At 45.6% G+C, this 21,378-nt stretch carries 19 protein-coding genes and 1 pseudogene; 17 read left to right on the top strand and 3 right to left on the bottom strand.

The window, feature by feature from the left end:
- The first annotated feature begins 2 nt into the window (after window positions 1-2).
- Both I592_RS12910 and I592_RS12905 read left to right on the top strand, forming a co-directional pair.
- Window positions 3-767, top strand: coding sequence for a tyrosine-protein phosphatase (locus tag I592_RS12910; RefSeq protein ID WP_010779755.1), 765 nt, complete (start codon window positions 3-5; stop codon window positions 765-767).
- A gap of 26 nt (window positions 768-793) precedes the next feature.
- Window positions 794-1,510 carry a sugar transferase gene (locus I592_RS12905; RefSeq protein ID WP_010779756.1) on the top strand — a complete coding sequence of 239 codons (717 nt, stop codon included), beginning with the start codon at window positions 794-796 and terminating at the stop codon, window positions 1,508-1,510.
- 75 nt (window positions 1,511-1,585) lie between these two features.
- On the opposite strand, the gene I592_RS12900 is transcribed toward I592_RS12905, so the two are convergent.
- Both I592_RS12900 and I592_RS12895 read right to left on the bottom strand, forming a co-directional pair.
- Window positions 1,586-2,128 carry a DUF2922 family protein gene (locus I592_RS12900; protein WP_010779757.1) on the bottom strand — a complete coding sequence of 181 codons (543 nt, stop codon included), beginning with the start codon at window positions 2,126-2,128 and terminating at the stop codon, window positions 1,586-1,588.
- A 37-nt stretch (window positions 2,129-2,165) separates the two neighbouring features.
- Window positions 2,166-2,549, bottom strand: a complete 384-nt coding sequence (locus tag I592_RS12895) for a hypothetical protein (RefSeq protein WP_044926574.1) — start codon at window positions 2,547-2,549, stop codon at window positions 2,166-2,168.
- 361 nt (window positions 2,550-2,910) lie between these two features.
- Between I592_RS12895 and I592_RS12890 the strand changes: the two genes are divergently transcribed.
- The 9 genes and pseudogenes from I592_RS12890 (at window position 2,911) to I592_RS12855 (ending at window position 15,021) form a co-directional block, all read left to right on the top strand.
- Window positions 2,911-3,474 (top strand): VanZ family protein, encoded by a 564-nt coding sequence (locus I592_RS12890; protein WP_010779760.1) that lies wholly within the window; start codon window positions 2,911-2,913, stop codon window positions 3,472-3,474.
- A gap of 734 nt (window positions 3,475-4,208) precedes the next feature.
- A complete protein-coding gene (locus I592_RS12885; RefSeq protein WP_010779761.1) occupies window positions 4,209-8,738 on the top strand; it encodes a prealbumin-like fold domain-containing protein in 4,530 nt (1,509 codons plus the stop codon).
- Window positions 8,739-8,766: 28 nt separating this feature from the next.
- The gene (locus tag I592_RS12880) at window positions 8,767-10,407 is read left to right on the top strand and encodes a SpaH/EbpB family LPXTG-anchored major pilin (RefSeq protein WP_010779762.1); all 1,641 of its coding nucleotides are present in this window, start codon (window positions 8,767-8,769) and stop codon (window positions 10,405-10,407) included.
- A 65-nt stretch (window positions 10,408-10,472) separates the two neighbouring features.
- Window positions 10,473-11,291, top strand: coding sequence for a class C sortase (locus I592_RS12875; protein ID WP_010779763.1), 819 nt, complete (start codon window positions 10,473-10,475; stop codon window positions 11,289-11,291).
- A gap of 22 nt (window positions 11,292-11,313) precedes the next feature.
- Window positions 11,314-12,564, top strand: coding sequence for a pilin N-terminal domain-containing protein (locus I592_RS12870; protein WP_010779764.1), 1,251 nt, complete (start codon window positions 11,314-11,316; stop codon window positions 12,562-12,564).
- Between the two features lie 103 nt (window positions 12,565-12,667).
- Window positions 12,668-13,267, top strand: a complete 600-nt coding sequence (locus tag I592_RS12865; protein WP_010779765.1) for an alpha/beta hydrolase — start codon at window positions 12,668-12,670, stop codon at window positions 13,265-13,267.
- 119 nt (window positions 13,268-13,386) lie between these two features.
- Window positions 13,387-13,623 (top strand): annotated as a pseudogene (locus tag I592_RS21040) (sortase); the annotation flags it as partial.
- A gap of 46 nt (window positions 13,624-13,669) precedes the next feature.
- Window positions 13,670-14,005: a hypothetical protein gene (locus I592_RS12860; RefSeq protein ID WP_244265178.1), complete on the top strand. Its 336-nt coding sequence runs from the start codon at window positions 13,670-13,672 to the stop codon at window positions 14,003-14,005.
- 110 nt (window positions 14,006-14,115) lie between these two features.
- Entirely contained in the window at window positions 14,116-15,021 is a 906-nt protein-coding gene (locus I592_RS12855) for a magnesium transporter CorA family protein (RefSeq protein WP_010779767.1), read from the top strand.
- Window positions 15,022-15,053: 32 nt separating this feature from the next.
- Here the strand turns inward: I592_RS12855 and I592_RS12850 are convergent, their stop codons facing one another.
- Window positions 15,054-16,379 carry a DUF6056 family protein gene (locus I592_RS12850; protein ID WP_010779768.1) on the bottom strand — a complete coding sequence of 442 codons (1,326 nt, stop codon included), beginning with the start codon at window positions 16,377-16,379 and terminating at the stop codon, window positions 15,054-15,056.
- A gap of 426 nt (window positions 16,380-16,805) precedes the next feature.
- Between I592_RS12850 and I592_RS12845 the strand changes: the two genes are divergently transcribed.
- The 6 genes from I592_RS12845 to I592_RS12820 all read left to right on the top strand — a co-directional run bounded on the left by I592_RS12845 (window position 16,806) and on the right by I592_RS12820 (window position 21,366).
- Window positions 16,806-18,650 (top strand): BglG family transcription antiterminator, encoded by a 1,845-nt coding sequence (locus I592_RS12845; protein WP_010779769.1) that lies wholly within the window; start codon window positions 16,806-16,808, stop codon window positions 18,648-18,650.
- 103 nt (window positions 18,651-18,753) lie between these two features.
- Window positions 18,754-19,080: a PRD domain-containing protein gene (locus I592_RS12840; RefSeq protein WP_010779770.1), complete on the top strand. Its 327-nt coding sequence runs from the start codon at window positions 18,754-18,756 to the stop codon at window positions 19,078-19,080.
- Window positions 19,081-19,097: 17 nt separating this feature from the next.
- Window positions 19,098-19,451 carry a glycine-rich SFCGS family protein gene (locus I592_RS12835; RefSeq protein WP_010779771.1) on the top strand — a complete coding sequence of 118 codons (354 nt, stop codon included), beginning with the start codon at window positions 19,098-19,100 and terminating at the stop codon, window positions 19,449-19,451.
- A gap of 12 nt (window positions 19,452-19,463) precedes the next feature.
- Window positions 19,464-19,820: a DUF4312 family protein gene (locus tag I592_RS12830; RefSeq protein WP_010779772.1), complete on the top strand. Its 357-nt coding sequence runs from the start codon at window positions 19,464-19,466 to the stop codon at window positions 19,818-19,820.
- 15 nt (window positions 19,821-19,835) lie between these two features.
- Entirely contained in the window at window positions 19,836-20,615 is a 780-nt protein-coding gene (locus tag I592_RS12825) for a DUF4311 domain-containing protein (protein WP_010779773.1), read from the top strand.
- Window positions 20,616-20,673: 58 nt separating this feature from the next.
- Window positions 20,674-21,366, top strand: a complete 693-nt coding sequence (locus I592_RS12820; RefSeq protein WP_010779774.1) for a DUF4310 family protein — start codon at window positions 20,674-20,676, stop codon at window positions 21,364-21,366.
- Window positions 21,367-21,378 lie beyond the last annotated feature (12 nt).

Raw genomic sequence — 21,378 nt, 5'->3', positions numbered from 1 at the left:
GCATGATTGATTTGCATAGTCATATTTTGCCAGGGGTAGATGATGGCGCGGAAAACTTAGAAGAAAGTCTGAAAATGGTTCGTAAAGCAATCAGTCAGGGAATCACTCATTTGATGTGCACGCCCCACCACAATAATGGAAAATACAACAACCCCGCAGAGGAGATCATTCAAAATGTGGCGTTTTTGCAACAGGAGATCGATCGCCGGGGACTGCGATTGACGTTATTGGAGGGGCAAGAAGTTCGGCTGACGGAGTATTTGCTGATGAAAATCAAAAAAGGCGAGCTGCTGTTTACGGACTTGAACGATACCTATCTTTTAGTGGAGCTGCCGACGCATGAGGTGCCGATATATACGGAGGAAGTTTTTTATTCGCTGTTGAATCGAGGGCATATTCCAGTCATCGTTCACCCTGAGCGGAATTCGGTGTTTCGTCAGGATCCGAACCGCTTGCTGCCGTTTCTTGAGATGGGGGCGCTGACGCAGTTGACTGCGCCGAGTATCGTGGGGGTATTTGGCAGTGACATCCAGAAGACGGCAAGACAGATGCTGGAGCATCGAATGCTGTATATGGTCGCTTCAGATGCCCACAGTTTGAAAAATAGAAATTTTTTTATGAAAGAAGCGTATAGAGAGATTCAGAAAATCGGCGGGAAACAGATGGTCGGGGACATGCAGCAGATGGCGAAGGACCTAGTGAATGGCGATCCTGTCGTTCGACCCAATTATCAGGCAGTGCGAATGGCGCGGTTCAAGTTGTTTTAAGGATCAGTTTGTTGGAGGAATGAGTAATGAAGGCAGAAAAGTCGCTTTGGGACAGTGGGCACACAAAGAATGAAGCTTATGACGATCCGGCGTTTTTAGAGCGGACTTGGATCGATAAGAAGAAGCTCAAACGCCAAAAAGGATATGCTTTCGTAAAACGAGCAATGGATCTTTTTTTGAGTTGCTTCGGGCTTGTTTTGATTTCTCCAGTGATGATCTGGGTCGCATATCGCATACATAAAGAAGAACCGCGCGCATCTGTGATTTTCGCACAGGAGCGTATCGGTAGGAATGGCAGACCCTTCAGGATGTATAAATTCCGTTCGATGTGTGTCAACGCGGAAGAGCAATTAACGGATCTTTTGATCAAAAATGAGGTCAAAGGAGCGATGTTCAAGATCAAGGAAGACCCTAGAGTCACGCCCTTTGGCAAATTTATTCGACGGACCAGCTTAGACGAACTGCCTCAATTGATCAATGTGATCAAGGGGGAAATGAGTCTGATCGGTCCAAGACCGCCGCTGCAAAGAGAGGTTGCGGAATACAGTCAGTATGACAAACAGCGACTGCTAGTGAAGCCGGGTTGTTCGGGAGCGTGGCAAGTCTCTGGACGCAGCGACATCCATTTTGAGGAAATGGTAGAATTGGATGTTCACTATATCAAGACACGCACGACGCGCGCCGATCTTTTGCTGATCGTCAAGACGCTTAAAGTCATGCTTACCTCAAGCGGCGCGTATTGAGTGAGTCAATTGAATCAATCGGATTTTTCTGCCTGCGAGGGTCATGATCGCAGGCAGCTTTTTGTGCCTATGGGATCAGCCATCCGGCTCTTCTGCAGAGGGCTTCGGGTCGTTTTTATTTTGTGAACGATGGAATAGACGCGCCAAGCTTCTTCTTCGCGGGTTCGTTTTCTTGATTGGTTTTGCTGCCGCCTGTTTGGAAGTATTTGGCTTTTCCGAATCCTTCTGTAAGGATCGGCTCTTTATAGATGAGGCCAAAGCAACCGTTGGCAGGGATGGCCGTTCTTTCGGTCTTATTGAAGGTGTGGGGCTTTTTTCTGATGCGGCTTCGAGAATTTTCTGCGGCAGTTCTGTTTCTTTTTCCAGAGGAGAATCTTCGTCTGGATCGGTCTCTCTATCGAAAATCGGGGTTTCTTTGATCGTCACCAAAATTCCTACAACGATAGAATCAAACAGCTTTATGCCATCTTTTTCAAAAAGATCAAGGCTGGTCAGTAGTTGGCAAGCGTCTTTCATTTCTTGCGGAGTTAGGCTGGTGTCGACTTCTTTGTAGGTCCAGTCGTGTGTGCGGCCAGCACCATCTTTGAAGGTCGTCACTAAATGGGTCGTTTCAGTCATTGTTAGGCACATCCTTTCCTTTTATTTTTCTTCCATTTCAAGGTTCATTGGTTTCTTCGGGGCGTATGTGTGACAGTAGAGAGTGGAAAAAGGTCTGGGCTTTTTCAATGTATGTGGTAACGGAGAAGACGCGGACGCGTAATGCCCGCCACTCGGGCGCCAGGAAATAGTCTTGGAAATAGTAGAAAAAGCGTTTCATGGTGCGGGTCGCTTTGGTGTTCATAAAAAGGTAACGGACAAGGTCTTTCAATACGTAGGCGAATTCTTTTGCGCCAAGCTGATACCGAACGCGCAGGGCTAAGATATATTTGATCGTTGTGGTGCTGTTTTGTGTTAATTGGTAATACCAGATGATGCGGTTTTCTAAGGTGGCTACTTTTAAATGGAAAAGCTGATAGTGGTTGAGGGATAGATCTTGCATCCTCATGTGTATCGCTCCCTTTCTTTTTAAGAATTGTTCCGGCCGTTGCTTAAAAGGTAAAGGAGCGAGAAAAATTTGGCAAATCGCAAAATGACCGCAGGACCCTCAAAATGACCTGTTTTGGGGTGAAAAACGGCTATTTTGGGCAAAAACCGGTCAAATTGGGGGGAGGGGAAGTCATTTTGCGATTTGAAATGGAAAGCGGATTCTTATATAATAGAAGGTTCGCGATAAAACAAATCGAAGAAAACGAGTGAAGCGAGGCAGCGTTTCTTTAAGCTTTTCTTGGGATACGTCCTTTTTAATGAAGCCGCTGCGAGGTTTCGCTATACTTATTTGTTATAGGATAGGAGGGGATCAGGTGAAGAAGATCATTGCAGGCGTGGTTTCTCTGCTGCTGAGCTACGGGATGGTTTATACCTTGGTCATGCCGACGTTGCAGAATTATCCTCGTTTGGCCCGAATGGCGCAGCGCTTTGAATACACGGATGAGGCACTGTGGCTCTTTATTTTTTTGAGTTTGTGGCTCTTTTATTGGCAATGGGAGCAGCGAAAGCTATGGAGTATCTACCTGTATCTTTTTTATAGCTGCTATTTTTTACTGTTGTTCATCATGCTTTTTACGAAAGCACGAGCCTATCATTCGTTTAATTTGAATCCTTTTGAATTGTATTTGAATAATGGGCAGCAGATCATCGAGCTGTTGCTGAACATCGGGTATTTTATTCCGTTGGGCTGCTTGTATGGCCTTCGCGCCAGCAAAGTGGAGGCGGCGGTCATTGCATTGACGACGATCATCGGAATCGAGACGATCCAATATGTATTCTATATCGGGACCTTCGATATTTGGGATATTTTTTCGAACGCTGTCGGCTGCGGGATCGGGTATTTCTTATGTATAAAATTTAAAGAGCGACTGGCTTAAAAAAACAAACGGTTAGGGATTTTCCCTGATCGTTTTTTTGTTGTATTTCTTTAAATACATTCTTTTTGCTATTAAAATTGAAAAAATCAAGAAGAAAGGCGTCAACTAATTGAGAAAACAATTAATAAAATTAAAAAAATTAGGATATAGAAAGAATTGTTATTTAACAATAAGTAAGATTGATCGTTAATCCTCTCTTTTTTCTCTCTGTTTTATCATAAATACTGTTTAAAATAAAAAAATAGTTTTATCTCATTACATGTATAGTTATTTTAATACGTGAGGTCTACCTGATTTTCTATAAAAAAGAGACTTATAAGGAACATGTGGTTTCTTTTTTGTTTATTCTATTTCGTTAATATTAATAAAAGATTTGAATTAGCATAGTTTGTATATTATAATAATTAAAAAGTAACTCAAATAAATTTATATTAAAAATAAAACTGTGATTATCCCGAGAGGCTATTGGAAATATAAATAGAAATTCATCGGTTATGTACAAGTAAATAAATAAATCTATTAAGTTTGTATTTCTTGAATCAAGATTTCCTTAGTAAATAGGTTCTCTTTTTTATGCAAAAAGTAAACAACGTTATTTTAATTGCTTATCTTAGTATTCATTGGAGAAATTAAAAGGAAAGTAAGGATTTTGTTCTTACATTGAACTTTTTGAATCATTTACCTAGCTCATTTTTTCACAAAAAGGTGTCCATTAAACGAAAGGAGGAATACAGATGAAAAAGATAAGCTGTTTTTTTGCTGTGCTTATGCTGCTTTTATCTGTCATTGTCTCCCAATTGATCCCTGTATTTGCTGAAACAATCCCAGAATCCACTACGGAAACGACGATGGATTTGTTGCAGAAATCCGACGATACGTTAGAGACATCCGCGGATCGGCTGCTTCCTGAAGCAGAGGATTCCAACAGGGGTAAGGATGAAACACTCGTAGAAGAAACGGCGGATGAATCAGAAGAAACACAAACGACTCCATCAACTAGCGAGACAGAATCCCGTGAACCGGCCAAAGCGGCTGCACGCCAAGCAAGAACGAATCTCTCCAATCAAATCGAGGTGCTTGAGTGGCGGATCAGCAACGCGAAAGGAGAAGAAGTCTCCGAAACTGTCGCGGCAGTATCCAATCAAGCCCATGACTTTTCATTCAAAGTCCAACTTGATCAAATGATCAAGGGAGATACGTTCGCCCTCGACATTCCTCAAATAGGCGGGGCGTCTAAGGAAAATGATCATTGGTACATGCAAAGTACGGACTGGATAGAGGTTACAGATGATCAGGAAACGGTCTTTTACCGGTACCGTATCCAGCAAAAGACGGGTACCCACACCCAAGAGATTCAATTTGAAGCGATGGAAACATCGCTGACACCCCTTGAGTTAGAACTGGATTTCCCAGGCATGCTCTCAAATTTTGTGAAAACGGCCGGCGTGTTTCCCGTGACCTTCGGAAAAGACGACAACGATGATCCAATCACAAAAGCCATCAAATTTGACGTCACTGATTTGAACGCGTCTAACGGGTTCTCGTTTAAGTACAATACGTCCACATCTAAAAACTCGGTAAAATGGGGGATTCGCTTTAATGAAGCGGCAAATATCGAGCTTTCAGGAGATGAGGTCGATTACAAAGTCAATGGAGGAAAAGACAATCCATACCAAGGCTTCTATCGCGACAATCCCTTACGGAAACCAGAAAATTGGCACGAATGGGGAAAAAATTATACCGACATTTGGTCACCAGACATCAGCAGCCAAGGCAACGAAGCGAGCTATGGTGGATATATCGAAGACGAATTGCCAGCGGGAGCAGAAGTTACCGAGCTGACGATCGGCGGACTGATCAACTTGCCGATGGGCTTGTCGGCGTCAGACTTGGAGGCGCAAACGGGTGGAATCCCATCAAGTACGATCGCGTATCAATCCTATGTGCTGGCCGATTATGGCAAAGGACCTGTTTACCGAAATGCTGGAGATACGGGGACACTGCGGCCAAAAGCAGAAACGGGATTTACACTGCTGAAGCAAAAGGCGGGAGAAAGCAAGTCGGACTTTAAGGACCGTGTGCAGTCTCAGCCCTATCAATATGGGATCTATCAAGACGGTGCGGGTCGGAAAACAGTGATGCTGCATTTTGGAAACATGAAGCGTACCGGCAATCAGCAGGAACGGCTGCAGGATCAGACCGATCAGGAATATTCAGGGAAAAACTTTACAGATAAGGATGGGGCAACGCACCAGATTCCGCAATTTGCGGTAGAGGCGGCCTCGGCGACGATCGGTGATCAGCGAAGCGGCTATACTGAAAACGAACGAGACTTGTTGGAGCGCTATTTCACATTAACCTATGGGGAGAGCAATGCGATCGGCGGCTCGATCGCTGCCTACAACATTACCTTGAATGTGCGTTATCCGCCGGAAACAGCGGGAGAAGTCAGCAACAACGCGGATATTTACACCCACAGTGCGTTGACGCTCAATCGAACGACACCGGAACGAATGCCGAAATCCAATCCATCAAAAGCGACGTTGAAAAACCCGAATGCGCATATTCAATTGTCGAAAACAGAAGTGATGCTGCAAAAATTAGACGCAGATTTGTTCGCAGAGAACGGGGATTACATCGGGATCAACGGTGCCGAGTTCAAGCTGCAGAAAAAAGTCGGGACAGCGTGGGAAGATGTTGGAAATCCCGTAAAGAAATTCACGACTGCGGATTATACGTATAGAGACGAGGAAGGGGACAAGCTCCTTCCCGGCATCATCAAGATCGATGTTGCTGAAATTTTAGGTGTCTCTGGGAACACATTGAAGGACACCTTCCGTTTTGTTGAAACCAAGGCACCTGCCGGATTCAGTGAGCGAGACTCGCCAAACTGGAACAACCAGGCCCAAGCGATCGTGTCCGACGAATTCACACTTGCCTCATCGACGAGTCAAGGCGCTACCGTGGTCGTCTGGAACTGCCACAAGGAAGTCACCTATAAAGTCGAGCATTGGGTACAAAAAGAAGGCTTCGACGGGTCAAATATCAGTCATTTTGAGCGCATCGTTACAGAGGAAAAACCAGGACTGGTCGGAGATAAAGTTTACGGACAGCCGTTGGACCATTTGCAAGTGACGCATTATTATAATGCCAACTTCACCGCACAGCACGGAAAACCGAATGGCAACGTAACGGACACCGCTGCAGGAGAGCCAGAACTGGTGTTGAAGCTTTACTATACAAAGGATAAAGATGTTCCGTTTACGCTTTATAAATTAGGAATGGATGGTCAGCCGCTGCGAAGGACAGAGAGTGCCCATGTGACATTCAAGGTGTATCGTTTCATGTATAAATCAGGTACAGATCGCGCGACGCATCCGCCTACACCAGAAAATATCGCGGCTGATTATTGGCGGCGTGTCGTAGTAAATTCGGATAATTCACTTAAGTCAACGACAGTCAATGACCCGTTGCCTGATCTGGAATTGACTACCGATGAGCTCGGACGGATACGGGATGAGCGATTGGTTTTTAGTACCGTTTTTGGGGCGCAACTGGCGTTGGTCGAGGTTGAAAATACCCATCCAGATTACCAAGTACCTCCTGTTGAGGAGAACTATTGGGTCGTTCAGATCAAAAATCCAAGCGGTTTTGACTGGGTAGAAGGGTATGGGACCAAAAAAACAGGTCGGGTGAAATACCGACCGGAAGGCACCGCCGTTGATTATTGGGCGATCCCGAACCGGTTTGATGTTGAACCCACTATTTATAAAGTAGATGAAAACAATGATCCGATGCCTTCAGACGATGAAAAATCAGTTGAATTCGACGTATATGAGTACATTGGACCAGAAGCTGATCGTCCGGATAAGGTAACGGATGCAAAAAAAGACCATAACAATCCATTAGCAACTGGTTACAAAAATAATTGGAACAAGCTGACTGGCTCACCTTACACGACAAATGCGGAGGGGAAATTGGTTGATGCAGGTGGTACGCCAATAAATCTGGCACCGGATAAAGTATACAGTTTTATTGAAAGAAAAACCTATGACGGGTATCAATTGCCGAACAATCATTCCTTTAGTACCAATCGTACGAGTCATTGGTTAGTGAGTCCGTCTGGAAATCTGCAGTCTGGTTTTTCTGGCTATGTCGATTCAAGACCTGCTCAGTGGTTGGATTCCTTTTACGAAAATGCTGCCGGATCTGATGTTCGCCCTGAGGGAATCTATCTGAAAAACAAGAAATTGACGAAGATCCCGATTTTTAAAGTAGATGGAGATCTGAATCCGATCACGCAGCATTCAGCAGACAGTTTCAAATTTGAAACCTTTTTATACCAAGGGTCCAGCGGGTATGAAACGGCTGAACTTGGCACGGGTTCTTGGAAAAAAATCTCAGGAAACACCTTAGCGGATTCTTTCGACAGTTCGGGTTCGGGGCGTCTCTTCACGGAGGATGATTCGTTGGAGACGAAGGTTGGACGGACGGAGGTAGTCAAGGAGCAGATCGTTGGTGTCCGTGAAGTCAAAGGAATGCATGATTATGTGACTCACGATGGGCACTGGGTCGTGAAGCTGGTCTGGGACCCGGTCGCGAAGGTCAACAAGGTAACGAGTATCGAATATTTTGAGAACGGGGAACTGATTACTGGGGCGGATAGCACCATCTATCATGAGCGATTGAATGGCGAGGCGTACCTTAAGAACCAAAAAGTCCCAACGTATGATTTTTCCTTCATTAAAGAAAACGAGCGGCAGCAGCCGTTAGGAAATGTGGCGTTTGCTTTATATAAAGAAAGAAATACAACTGGGAGCGAAGATCCGAATGTTGCGGATACGCGGTGGGATCTATCGGAGGAGCCGTACCGTGAAGCGGTCAGCAGTTTGGACATCGGCGATTTAGGAAGGGTTTCCTTCAAGGCGCTGATCGAAGGCAGCTACCTGTTGGTTGAGACCAAAACGGTCGACGGGTACCACTTGCCGCAGGGCTATTGGATTCTTACGGTCAACGATCAAGGGAAAGTAACGATTCGAGGAAGTACCGATCCACCGCCGCCAGCCTTTTACAAAAGAGACGAGGAGCTGTATTTGCCAAACTACAGAGAGACCATTATGCCAAAAGCAGGAGGGATCGGCCTTCATACTGTGGTGAGTATAGGGATCGTATTACTTGGGTTATCAGCACTTGTATTTTTGGAGATTTACAAGCGTCAGCTTACAGAAGGAATCAGGTTTGTCTCAGACAAATTGAAAAAATAAAATCACTGAAAGAAAGAAGATGAGAAAAATGAAGAAATTAACGAAATTAATAGCCGCTGTATTAATGGTTTCATCAATAGTATTGGGAGGCTTCAATGCATTCGCGGCACCTGACGCCCCCATCGCTCCCGCGCAAGGGGATTTGACGATCCATAAATATTTACTGACTGACGATGCCGCAGGACCGGCAGGAACCGGGGATGCCAGTGATGCGAACACTGTACCTGACTCAGCCATTAAATTGCAGGGTGTTAAATTTACGGTCTATAAAGTGGGCGCTCCTGCTGAACCGACTCCGAATGCGCCAAAAGTCATTCCTGGCGGAGAGGGCTGGACGTATGTTTTAAATGAAGATGATATGGAAGTAACGGCTAAGAAGGGGTCGGAATCCTATGTTTACGCCGTTGGTACCGGGATTGAAAAAACTACCGCTGTAGATGGCACAGCCAAATGGGAAGACTTAGACAAAGGGCAATACCTAGTCGTTGAATCAGATATTTCAGGAGCTAAAAATCCTACTGGTGAAGAAGTGAAAATCGAAGTGAAGACACCGAACTTTGTGGTGGCTGTCCCAATGTCGATCAAAAATAGTTCAGGCCACATCACAGGCTGGAACGATGACGTTCACGTTTTTCCTAAAAACGAAGCTATCGAAGCCGTTAAGGAAGTCGAACAGACCAACGATGTGAGTATCGGTGATATCTTAGATTTTAAGATCACCGCAACAGTACCCGAAAAAATCGACGAATACATCAAGTTCAATATTTCAGATACATTAGATGAAGCGTTGGATCTAGTACCAGGCAGCGTGAAAGTTTACGGAGCGAAAGGGACGCCTTTAGTGGAAACAGAACTTATTAATCCTGGCTCTCCAGATGAATATTACACGATCGAACCAATCGATTCAGGTGATCCGACACGCGGCTTCAAAGTCGTCTTTACAGAAAAAGGTAGGAAGCACCTAGCTGTCACCGACTACAAAAAGGTCATCGTCAAATTCCAAGCGAAGATCAATGAAAAAGCGGTCTTCAATCCAGTAACAGATGATCATGGCAACGTCATTCCCAATAAGGGGAAATTAGAATACACGAACGAAAATAACGATGAAAAAGACAAAGACACTAACGAAACAGAAACGCCTGTCGGTCAAATCGAGCTAGAAAAAGTAGACAAAGACGGAAATGCGATCAAGACAGACACAGCTAAATTCAAAATCAGTAATACCGAGGCAAACGCCAGAGCGGAACGATTCATCAAAGTGAAAAAAGATGCTGGTGGAAACGTGATCGAAGTAGCATATCCAAACAAAAATGGAGATGGTACTTATGACAAACCGGACCTTACAGGATTCGTTGATTACGAAGTGGAAACAGATATAGCTGATGGAAAAGCCCGCTTTGTCGGGTTGAAGGTGCCGATCGACTACTGGCTGGTGGAAACGAAAGCACCAGATGGCTACAACCTGTTGGGTGATCCGTTCAACGTGAAATTTGATACGGATGAAGCAGAAAAGAATGCGAAATACGTTTTAGAAAAAGATGTGATCAACTCAAATGGCTTTAAGCTTCCTGAAACAGGGGGCATGGGCGTGATCGCGTTGGTAGTTGCCGGGATCGTATTGATTGGGCTGGCAATCATGCTTGTTTTACCTAAGAAACGCCATTCATAAAAACCGAGCAGCGAAGGCTATTCTTCGCTGCTGTACATAAAAAAACTGTTGGAAGGACGGGTGGAATGAAACGAATAATGGTCGCTGTTTGTCTTCTTTTAGCAGGCGCTGGCGTTTTGGGGTACCCCGTCGTTAGTAAGTATCTTTCGGATAAAAACAGCAGTTACGTGATGGACAACTATGAAAAAAACGTGGCAAAGCTCGATCAGGCGACCTTGGACAAGGAATGGGAGAAGGCGGTCGCGTTTAACGACTCATTGGCAGGAAATCCTGTGCGTGATCCTTTTGTAAAGGGATCGGGCTATGCGATGCAGTCCAACTACTATGATTTATTGAAGATCGAGGACATGATGGGAACGCTGGAGGTACCAAAGATTCGTGTGAAAATGCCGATCTATCACGGAACGAAATCATCGACCCTGCGAAAGGGGATCGGCCATTTGGAGGGGTCCTCGCTGCCGGTGGGCGGAGGGAATACCCACGCGGTATTGACGGGACACACTGGGGTGACTGCTGGCAAGATGTTGACGGATTTGACGGAGGTGAAGAAGGGGGATCTGTTCTTTCTCACCGTGTTGAATCGGACGCTGGCCTATCAAGTCGATCAGATCCAAGTTGTTTTACCGGAACAGACCGAGGCGCTGAAAATGATCCCCGGGGAAGACCACGTGACACTTTTGACGTGTACACCCTATGGAGTGAACTCCCATCGTTTACTGGTGCGGGGTGTGCGCACAACCTATGTGCCCGAGGAAAAGAACGCGATCAAGCCCGTCAAAAGCTCGAAGGAACATCGGAAGATCCTCTTGGCTGCGGCGACCACCGGAACTGTCATGCTGCTTTTGATCGGCATTCGAATCTATTATCTGCGTAAAAAATCTTGAATGGGAAAGGAGCCAGCCGACAATGAAAAAGAAGAAATTGATTTTTAGCGCGCTTCTCTGTTTGCTGGCTTCGGTGCTGCTGTCGGTTGTTCAGGCGGTCGAAGTTTTGGCAGCCCCGCAGGATGAAGTCACGATCGTTTTGCATAAGCGCGCTTTGCGTGAGGCGGATATGGAGGCCTTTGATCCCCATCAGAATGATGGAAACAAAGCAGAGGATGCGGCGGCGATCTATACAAAAACGACACCTTTAGAAGGGGCGATCTTTGATGTCTATGACGTGACCCAGCTCTATATCGAAAGTGAATTAGGCGAGAATGATTTCTTGGACCGTATCAATGACATGAGCTGCCAGCAGGCGATCGCCTACTTGAAAAAACGACAGATGGAACCCATCGTCAAGCAACATGCGGCAGCAGGAAAAACGGATGCGGAAGGCGTGACTCAGTTTACCCTTCCAAGTTACAATCAGCAGCTCAAAAAGGACGCCGCCTACGTGATCGTGGAAACGGGGGTAGATCCCGCCGCTGGAGTGACGGTGGATATCTCCCGCGCGCGGCCTTTTGCGGTCGTCTTGCCCTTGAAGGACCCGATCACCCACGAGTCGATGGCGACGATCCACTTGTACCCGAAAAATTTGAGCTATTTGCGGAATCCGTATTTTTATAAAATTGGGAAAAAGCAGGACGCGACGGAGGTGGCTTTGGCCGGTGCAGTCTTCGGCTTGTATCGTTACAATGATCGTGGCGAGAAAGAGTATCTCCACAAGGACCCAACGGCGGAACTGAAAAATAAATGGCTGGTGCTTGAGAACCCCTCCACTGAATCGGACATTGCCCGTTTTGTTTCCGACAAGGAGGGCTTAGTGGAGATGACTCAGCATTATTTGCCCGCAGGAACCTATTACTTTGATGAATTGCAGGGCGTAGCAGGCTATGCTGTTTCGAAGGAAGCGCGAGCGATCGAGGTAGTCATCCCGGATACGTCGAGAGATGAGGCCGGAAAACTCCAGCCAATCACCGTCAACGGCTATAGGATGGAAGAAGACGACAATGGCACTATCACCGCTGCTGCCAAAGAGAAAAAGGAGCCGCGCGTCTATAATAACGAACGAAGCAAGCTGCCAGATACGCTAGACGAAACACCTGACGGAAAAGAAAAATTACGTCGGCTCCTACCAAAGACAGGCGAAGTCGCGGCACCCTACTTGATGATCGCCGGGGCCGTCTTGCTCGTAGGATCGCTGCTTATTCGACAACGGAGAAAGCACTCGTGAGGAAGCGGGCGCTTTTCTAACTAGCGAGTCTTTTACAAACAAAAAAGTTGTCTCCATGAGGTGATTCGTGTTAACTTACAATTAGTAAGTGAGGTGCGTGGAAATGGACTATCTTTATCAAGAAGGACAACCAAAGGGGAAAAAATTTATTTTGCTGCACGGAACAGGCGGCGATGAAACGTCTTTAGTGGATCTGGCAAAGGTTTTAGACGCGAATAGTACGATTTTATCCTTTCGCGGCACAGTCGAAGAAGAAGGCATGAATCGTTTCTTTAAACGGAACGGTTTGAATCAGTTTGATTTTGACAGTCTCGAGAAGGAGACGGACAATCTGCAGGAAGTCATCGAACAGCTCAGTGAAGAAAAAGGGATTCCTTTAGACGAATGGGTCTTGGTTGGTTATTCGAATGGTGCGAATATTGCAGCACATCTTTTACTGGAGCGTCAGACGGCATTGGCAAAAGGTATTTTCTTCCACCCGATGTCATTGGAAGTACACACCCAGACATTCGATCTCGGGGACAAGAAGATCTGGGTTTCTTATGGCGGGGATCGCGACCCGATCGTTAGCGAAGCGTCATTTTCAGAATTGGTCGCGGCTTTTCGGGAGCGACAGGCGGCAGTTACTGTCGCAGAAACGGCTCACGGTCACCAAGTGAGCATGGAAGAAGTGCAGCAAGCCCGCGAGTGGTTGCATCAATGAGTCCTTCATTAAACAGAAGCAAGCAGCAGTTGGAGAATCCCTCTTCGACTGCTTTTTTTTAGACAAATGAGTTGGTAAGAAGGGATTTTCTTTCTTCTATATTAATAGAAGGGGAATCGGAAACCCTAAAGGCGGAAAAGGGCAAGGACTATGCTACCTTATTGACCTGTACGCCTTATGGGGTGAATTCTCACCGATTGCTAGTACGGGGCGAACGAATTCCCTATAAACCAAATACTGTCAAAAAAGTAAAAAAATTGACCAAAGAAGAAAATTTGATGCTGAAAACGGCGCTCATCACGACAAGTATCATGCTGCTGCAGATTCTCATCAATCACCTGCGGAATAAAAGATAGTGACACGATTTTCCGTTATGGTAAAATGAGTCGAAGGGGTGGCATGATGACAGATTCATTTGAGTATAAGGGCTTGACCTTGACGTCGACAGATTTGACATTCAATGATGAAGAGCTGCAAAAATTATTGACCTTTGAAGGGGCGATCACACACGAGCGCTTAAAAGGGTTCAATTTCCATTATTTTTTGATGCCCGAATATGATTTGAATGGCTTATTAGACAAATTAGGCGAGGCGGAGCGTAAAGCAAAACGAATTTATTACATCACCGGGCAATTGGTTTCCAGTGATTTGAAAGATATGGCAGTTGACGGGTACTATATGCCCACCAACTGGGGCTTCATGCATGTGGAAAGCTATGGGAAAGGGTTGGAAGAGTGATCTTTCAGCTCTTTTTTTATCGCTGAGAAAAAAGCAGCGGCATTAGTGGTACATTTTAAGCGTTCTGTGATAAAATTCAAACGAATCGAATGAACGCTGGGAGATAGGCCATGTATACAAAAGAAGTTTTCAACAATAAGATGAACAGTTGGGTAAACATCGAGGCAGAAAATGAAGATGAATTGAAGAATTTGTATCGCGATTATGGGATCGACAGCGAATTCGTCGATTATTCATTGGACCGAAACGAACGGGCCCATCTGGATTACGACAAGGCGACGGATGTATTGTTGCTGATCTTTAACGCGCCGAATCGGCGAAAGATCGACAATCACTACGAAACGGTGCCTATGACATTCATCGTGGTGAATCGCACGCTGATCACTGTCACGAACCAACAAAGCAAATATCTATATTTTGAGATCAAGAGTTACTTAGAAAAAAATCCCCAAAGTACGCTGTTTGAGCTGCTGTTTGGCAGTCTCTTCATTATATCCGATCAATTTTTCCCTTTTGTAGAGGGCATGGATCGTGACCGAAAACGCATCAGTAATCTATTGAAGGACAAGACGACAAAGCAAAACCTCTTGCTGTTATCGGATCTGGAAACAGGGATCGTTTATTTCGTGACCGCCTCTCGTCAAAATGTGTTATTAGTGCAACAAATCAAAACCCACGGGATCTATCGGCGGTTGAGCGATCAGGAAAAAGAAAGCCTGGATGATGTATTGATCGAGGCGCAGCAATTAGTGGAAATGACACAGCTTTCCTCGCAAATCTTGCAGCAATTATCAGGTACCTATAATAACGTGCTGAACAATAATTTGAATGATACGATGCGGATCTTGACCGTGCTGTCTGTTCTGCTGACGATTCCTACGATCGTTTCAGGATTTTTCGGGATGAATGTCCCGCTGCCATTCGAGCACAATGCTTCGGGGTGGATCATCGTGATCGTGATCAGTTTGTTTCTCTGGTTCGGTTTATCCTATGTCCTGCGAAAAATGATGAAATAACAAAGACCATGCCAACGCGGCATGGTCTTTTGCTATAGCAAGGAAAGAAAGGTGAGCAGCCCTGCGAGATTGAAAAAAAGAACCAAATATTTTGTATAGGGTAAATAGAAGGTTTCCTGATAAAGGATCAGCGAGAGATACAGGATACATACATAGAAAATGAAAAATGTACGGAAGTCAGACGACCAGATCGCGGGGGTGAACCCGATCAAAACACGCATGATGAAGCCTGTCAGAAAAAGAAAGCTCAAGAAAATCCCTTTTTTTATGCTTTTTACGGAATGGATCAGCGCCCATAACGTACAAAGAAACAATAGTGCAAAGAGAATCTCGTCGTAAGGAAAGAGCTGCGTGTTGACGCTTTTCAGTGTGCGTGCCACCATGCTTTGCGCTCGCCAATGACTGAGGGAGCGTTGGATCACGGAACCAAACAGGATGACTGTCGGCATACAGGCAGAAAACCGCGTGAAATGGGACGACTGGTTACGAAGGACCCCTAAAAGAATCAAAGAAAAGAAGAAAAGGACCAAGAGATTGCTGCTGAAGAAAAATTCATAGCAGGTAGAAGAGAAGCCTAGATCAAGCTTATGAAACAAACTAACCTGTTGAAAATCATTGAAAGTCACTTTTGCTTCCTGCATTATTCTCGCCATACTGCCGGGAGCGTGGAGAGCAAAAAGAATACTGCAGTAACTGATCAGCACTGGGAAAACCAGCAGCTTAGGGAATTTTCCATCCTTGATGTAGGAATAGCTGATCAACCCCAGCAGCAACAGCAATAGAAATAGCGCCACGACCTCTGAATTGCAGGCAAAGAGCAGTAAAAAGTTGCAAAAGATCTGAGTGGTCGCACCGCTGCGAGCGCCGTTCTTATACCATTTCAGAATAGGAAAGATACCGATCAGACCCACGGTCACAGGCCACAAATAATTTAAACTAGTGGTCAGCCAGCCGGCAGTCTGCAAGGTTTTCAAAGGGATCGTAAAAAAGAAAAGCAGCGCTAAATACAGATGAACAACTTTTCGCTGAGACGTCGTGTAGAGTGCTAAAAAAAGAGCAAACAGAATCATCATCACACTGTTGCAAAGCCGCCATAGAAAAAGATGGTGGGCGAAAAAGAGCAACAGGCCTTCAATCAGCAGACGAGAGGTCCACGTTTCATAACGCTCAGCCAAGGTCAGCATCAACAATTGCTGATCCGATTGGATAAAAAACAAATCATCTGCGAAAAAACTGATTTTATTGAAATTCAAGAACAAAATCATGGCTATTCCGCTAGTCAGCAGCAAGAACCGTTTGAGTGTAGGCCATGCTGGCAAGGCGGATTTTTTTGTAGGTAAAAAATTTTCGTTGAGCATCGAAGTCTCCTTTCGTCATACAGTCAACAGATAATGTATCACAGCTCGGCGGCTGGAAAATGAATTTGTGAAAAAAATTCAATGATTATTTGTAGTTTTTTTTAATGTGATTATTATTGTTTTCGCAAGGATCGATTGATAATAGAAGTTATTTAAACGGGGGGTTCTATCAAAGATTTTAATAAGAAAAAAAGTTTTTGAATAATGCGTTACAGAAGATCTTGAAGATGCTACTTTAAGAAAGGCTTAGTGCAATCGTTTTGCAGAGAATGACTGCGTATTGGGCAGTATTTTTTAATAGACGCTGCAAAGAGCCACTAAATATCCGATGAGATGTGAATTTGTTGCACTAGAGTAAGTGCAACCATTTCATATTGTTACGGGAAACACAAATCACTATAGTAATAGGTGTAAGGAGAGAGCAGCATGCAGCAGATAACGAAACGACAAATACAGGTTTTGTTTCAATTACTTGAGAATACGGAGCCAATGACGACCAAGGAGCTAGCAGATCAGCGGAATGTAAGCGTACGCACGATCAAATATGATCTGGACAGCATCCGTGCTTGGCTGAAGGAACGAAATCACGACCTGACGAGCAAGAGGAGTCAGGGGGTCTGGCTAGTCTTGAGTGATTCCGAAAGGATCAAGCTGAAAAGTGAGTTGATGGGCGTCGATCGATTGGAGCTGTTTGCGGATCAGACGCTGCGGCTGGATCGGTTAAGTATCCATTTGATGCTGACGAACCAAGCGATCACTTCTTTGGAATTAGCGGATCGGCTGATGGTCAGCAAGGACACGATCCTAAATGATCTGGAGGTTTTAGAAGTACGCTTGGAGTCTCTAGGACTGACCTTGGCGCGTGTCCCCCGCAAAGGGTTTCTGATCACAGGACCGGAGCATCAGGTTCGGCTATTGATCGAGGAGGTTTTGCAAAAGGACCTGACGGATTACGACATCTATAAAATCATGGATCTGCTTTTGCAAAGTGAAAAGCAGGAAGGCTATGAGCTGTATTCAGCGAAGGAAACGGCTTTTCAAAAAGTCTTCAATCAAGTTTTGGGAGATATGAGGCAATTGCTGAAGCAAATCGACACGTCGGAGCTGAATTATGCAGAGCTGCTGAATATGTTGATACGCGTCGCGATCGCTACGGTGCGTTTGCAAAATGAATACACGATCGGGCGGTATCAACTGTTGAATGATCCTAAAGAACAACAGGAACTCTCTTACTTATTGATGCAGCAAGTCTTCGATCAGTATCAATTGCCGTTGTTTGAAGACGAATACCGCTACATTTACAGCGATACCTTCGAGAATGATCCGCAGCAGGATGTTATGACCTTGACGGAGAATTTGATCTTAAAGGTAAGTAAAAAAATCAATTATTCATTCTTTAATGATCCGCAGCTCTTGACGAATCTCTACGCACACTTATCGATGCGGCTGTCTCGCAAACAAAAATTTGTGAATGAGTACAACCCCTTCAAAGAGGACATCAAAGCCAAGTATCCCGAACTCTTTGAAGCCATCGAAACGGTCGTACGACGGGAGATCCAAGGGAAAAGCCTGTTGATCAATGATTCGTTTATCGCCTACATCGCGCTTCATTTTCTCGTTTCTTATGAAAAAGCGGCCGACCTCAGGAGTGTCCGTGCCGTTTACGTTTGCTCGACGGGGTTAGGAGTGACAAGTCTGATCAAGCAGAAAATCTCGGAGGAGCTATCGAATATCGAGATCGCTGCATTTGCGTCTGTGTTGAATGCCCAGGAGATCATTAAGCAAAAGGAACCAGAATTGGTCATCAGCATTTTTCCGATCGAAGGAATGGATTGCGAATTTATCAAGGTGCATCCGCTGCCGACGAAACAGGATCTGGAGAAGATCCAACAGGCAGTCAAAAAAATCCTGCAGCAGTCTCCGCAAAAAGGCACTCGAAAGTTACGACTGGAGCCGGCAGGAAATCGGACATCGCTAGAGGATTTCAGCAAAGAGCTGATTTTACAGGCATACACGATCTATGAAAAATTATTGCTCGTCTTTCAAGAGCAGCTCAATCAAGAATACCGCGAAGCATTCTTGCTGCATGTATTTTTGATGGTCCACCGTATCACCTTTGACCAGCAATACACAATGGAAGGCAGCAAGGTAGAAGAAGCGAATACCGTGGCAGCGTCATACACCAAACAGATCGCGCACTTATTCACTGAACACAACCTGGCTATCAATCAATCAGAGATCAATGCACTGTTTGCGTATATCAAAGCATGAATTTCTAAATAAGCATTCGCCTTGTCGACGCGTGTTAATAGAAGAGTATGCGGCTTGAAGAAAAATAATTACAGTAATACGAAAAAGGAGGAAGTGAACGACCGTGACTGGAGAGGCGCTACAAATCATTGCAACGAGTGAGTACCAAAAGGAATTAAAAGAATTGTTGGATTGGCTCGGAAGTGAGCTGAAGGCAGCAAGGATAGAACCGACAGAATTGCAATGGACGATTTTGATCAACCATCTGGATGCGATGCTGAAGCGTTCTAAAGAACAGGAGGCGATTCCTGAAGTCGATCCGACGATGTTCAGCGAAGTCTCGCAAGAAGCATTGCAGTTAGCAGAAGGAGTTGTGAAGAAGATCAACAACCCTTCACAGGATGAGATGTATGTATTATCGATCCACTTTGAAACAGCCAAACAAAATTAATTTAGGGGGAAAAATAAATGATCACAGTAGTAATCGCAGACCGTATGGGTAAAGGACAAAATGTAGCAAAAGGTGTAGAAGCAGCAGGCGGAAGAGCCGTCGTGGTACCGGGCATGGGCGCAGATATGCGTTTAGGCGATGTGATGCAGCAGGAAAAAGCAGATATGGGCATCTCTTTTTGCGGAAGCGGGGGCGCAGGCGCACTGACCGCGGCAACAAAATACGGGTATCCAGAGCGTCACGGGATGCGTTCGGTCGAAGAGGGGATCACGGCGATCAATGATGGCAAGACCGTTTTAGGCTTTGGCTTTATGGATCAAGAAGAGTTAGGCAAACGATTGGTTGAAGCCTTTGAGAAGAAGCACAATTAGGGAGATGAGCAAATGAGTATTCAAGAATGCCAACAAGTCATCGTGTCAGTGGAAGGCAAAGGCGATACCAAGCAGCATGCATTCGCAAGTGCACTGGGAGATATCCAAAAGAAAATGATGCAGGAATCGGAAGTCATTTTACGGATCGAGCCAGTAGAGGTGGAAGTGGTAAAAGCGGTCGAAAAAACCTACAAGGAACGCTTTCTCTTTTTCTTCTTTCCGCGAAAAAGAACCAGCTTTCATGTGGTGCTTGAAGTGACAGTCAACGTGACGACTTTGCAGGCCAATGACGTCGTCTTTACGCAAGAGAGGACAAGTGATCCAGACGGCGTTCCTATCCCGGTCATTTCCAAAAAAATCAGAACATAGAAGGGAAGTTATGAAGTGGAATTTACAATAATTTTGATCAAATCAATCATCATTGGCGGTTTGTTGGGCTTTTCTGCCTCGATGGGGGCCGCACGGATGTTTCATGCACCAAGTACGCAGGGATTAGGGGCCTTCCGTACATTAGGAGAAATGAATGCCTGTATGGGTGATCCGGCATCGCATTTCTCATTCGGATTAGGCTTTTTCTTCAATGCCTGGGCATCAACGGTGGGAGCCGGCGCCTTCACACAGGATGTGACGCATCGGATCATTCCAAACTGGGCAGCTTCGGTCTTATTAGCTAAAAATAAAAATGTGGCAGAATCCATGCACGATCCTCGGAAAATGGGCTTTGTTGGTGCAGTGGTGGGGGCGATCGTCGTTGCCTTTCTGAATTCAACGGCAGCAGCGATTCCTGAAGCACTGCAAGTAACTGCGGTGGCGGTATTGGTACCCGCAGCAACGACTTTGATCAACATCGTTATGCCCGTCATCTTCTGGCTGGCAGCGTTGGATGCTGGAAAACGGACAGGCTTCTGGGGCACACTCTTCGGCGGGATCGCCCAATTGATCATGGGCAACGCGGTACCGGGTGTGGTACTGGGTATCTTGATCGGTAAAGGGGTCGATGAGATCGGCTGGTCGAAAGTAACGAAGATGATGATGGTGGCGATCGTGGCACTCTTCATTCTTAGCGGATTCTTCCGCGGCTTTGATCTGCAAGTCTTGGAAAGCTTCAAGCTGCAGGCGCCAAATTGGTTGGAAAACATCCATAAAATGCTTGGGTTGAGTTAGAAAATAGAAGGATAACTAGATAAGCAGCGACACACAAATACGCTGAGGAGGAAAATAAATGGACAACACAGAAGAATTGAGCAAAGAGCAACTCGCACTTTCTGAAGAGAAGAAGGCGAAAAGTTTCTGGTATGCGGATTGGGCGTTTCCCATCACTGTAGGAATCATGGCCGCGGCTGTTTTTGCCGGCACACATATGTATGTGGTGCACGGAGTTGGGGCCTTTAACGAAGTATCGATCGTGGCGATGCTGAAGGCGGGACTTGATGGCGGCTCGTATGGCGCTGCCGCAGCCTTTGGAGCAAGCTTCTTGTTTGCACGTATTTTAGAGGGATCGTTGGTTGGGATCTTGGACTTGGGTGGTTCGATCTTGACCGGTATCGGTATCGGGATTCCGGCGATCTTCTTGAGTATGGGTATCCGCGCACCGATCGACAACTTTGCTTTGTCCTTGATGACAGGGGCTGTTTTAGGATTGCTGGTGGGCGGCGTGATCATTTTGATCCGTAAGTTCACGATCAATCAGGCAAATTCGACTTTTGGGGCAGATGTCATGATGGGTGCCGGAAACTCTTCTGGCCGTTTCTTAGGGCCATTGATCATTTTGAGTGCTTGCGGGGCATCGATTCCGATCGGGATTGGCGCGACTTTAGGTGCACTGGGCTTTTATGCTTGGAAAAAACCGATCGCTGGCGGCGCGATCCTGGGTGCAATGATCCTTGGGACGATCTTCCCAGTAGCGCTCCAATAGAAAGAAGGCAGA

Source organism: Enterococcus gilvus ATCC BAA-350 (assembly GCF_000407545.1).
GTDB lineage: Bacteria > Bacillota > Bacilli > Lactobacillales > Enterococcaceae > Enterococcus_A > Enterococcus_A gilvus.
The sequence above is the reverse complement of the archived record's forward strand: the minus strand, read 5'-3'. Positions and strand labels throughout refer to the sequence as shown.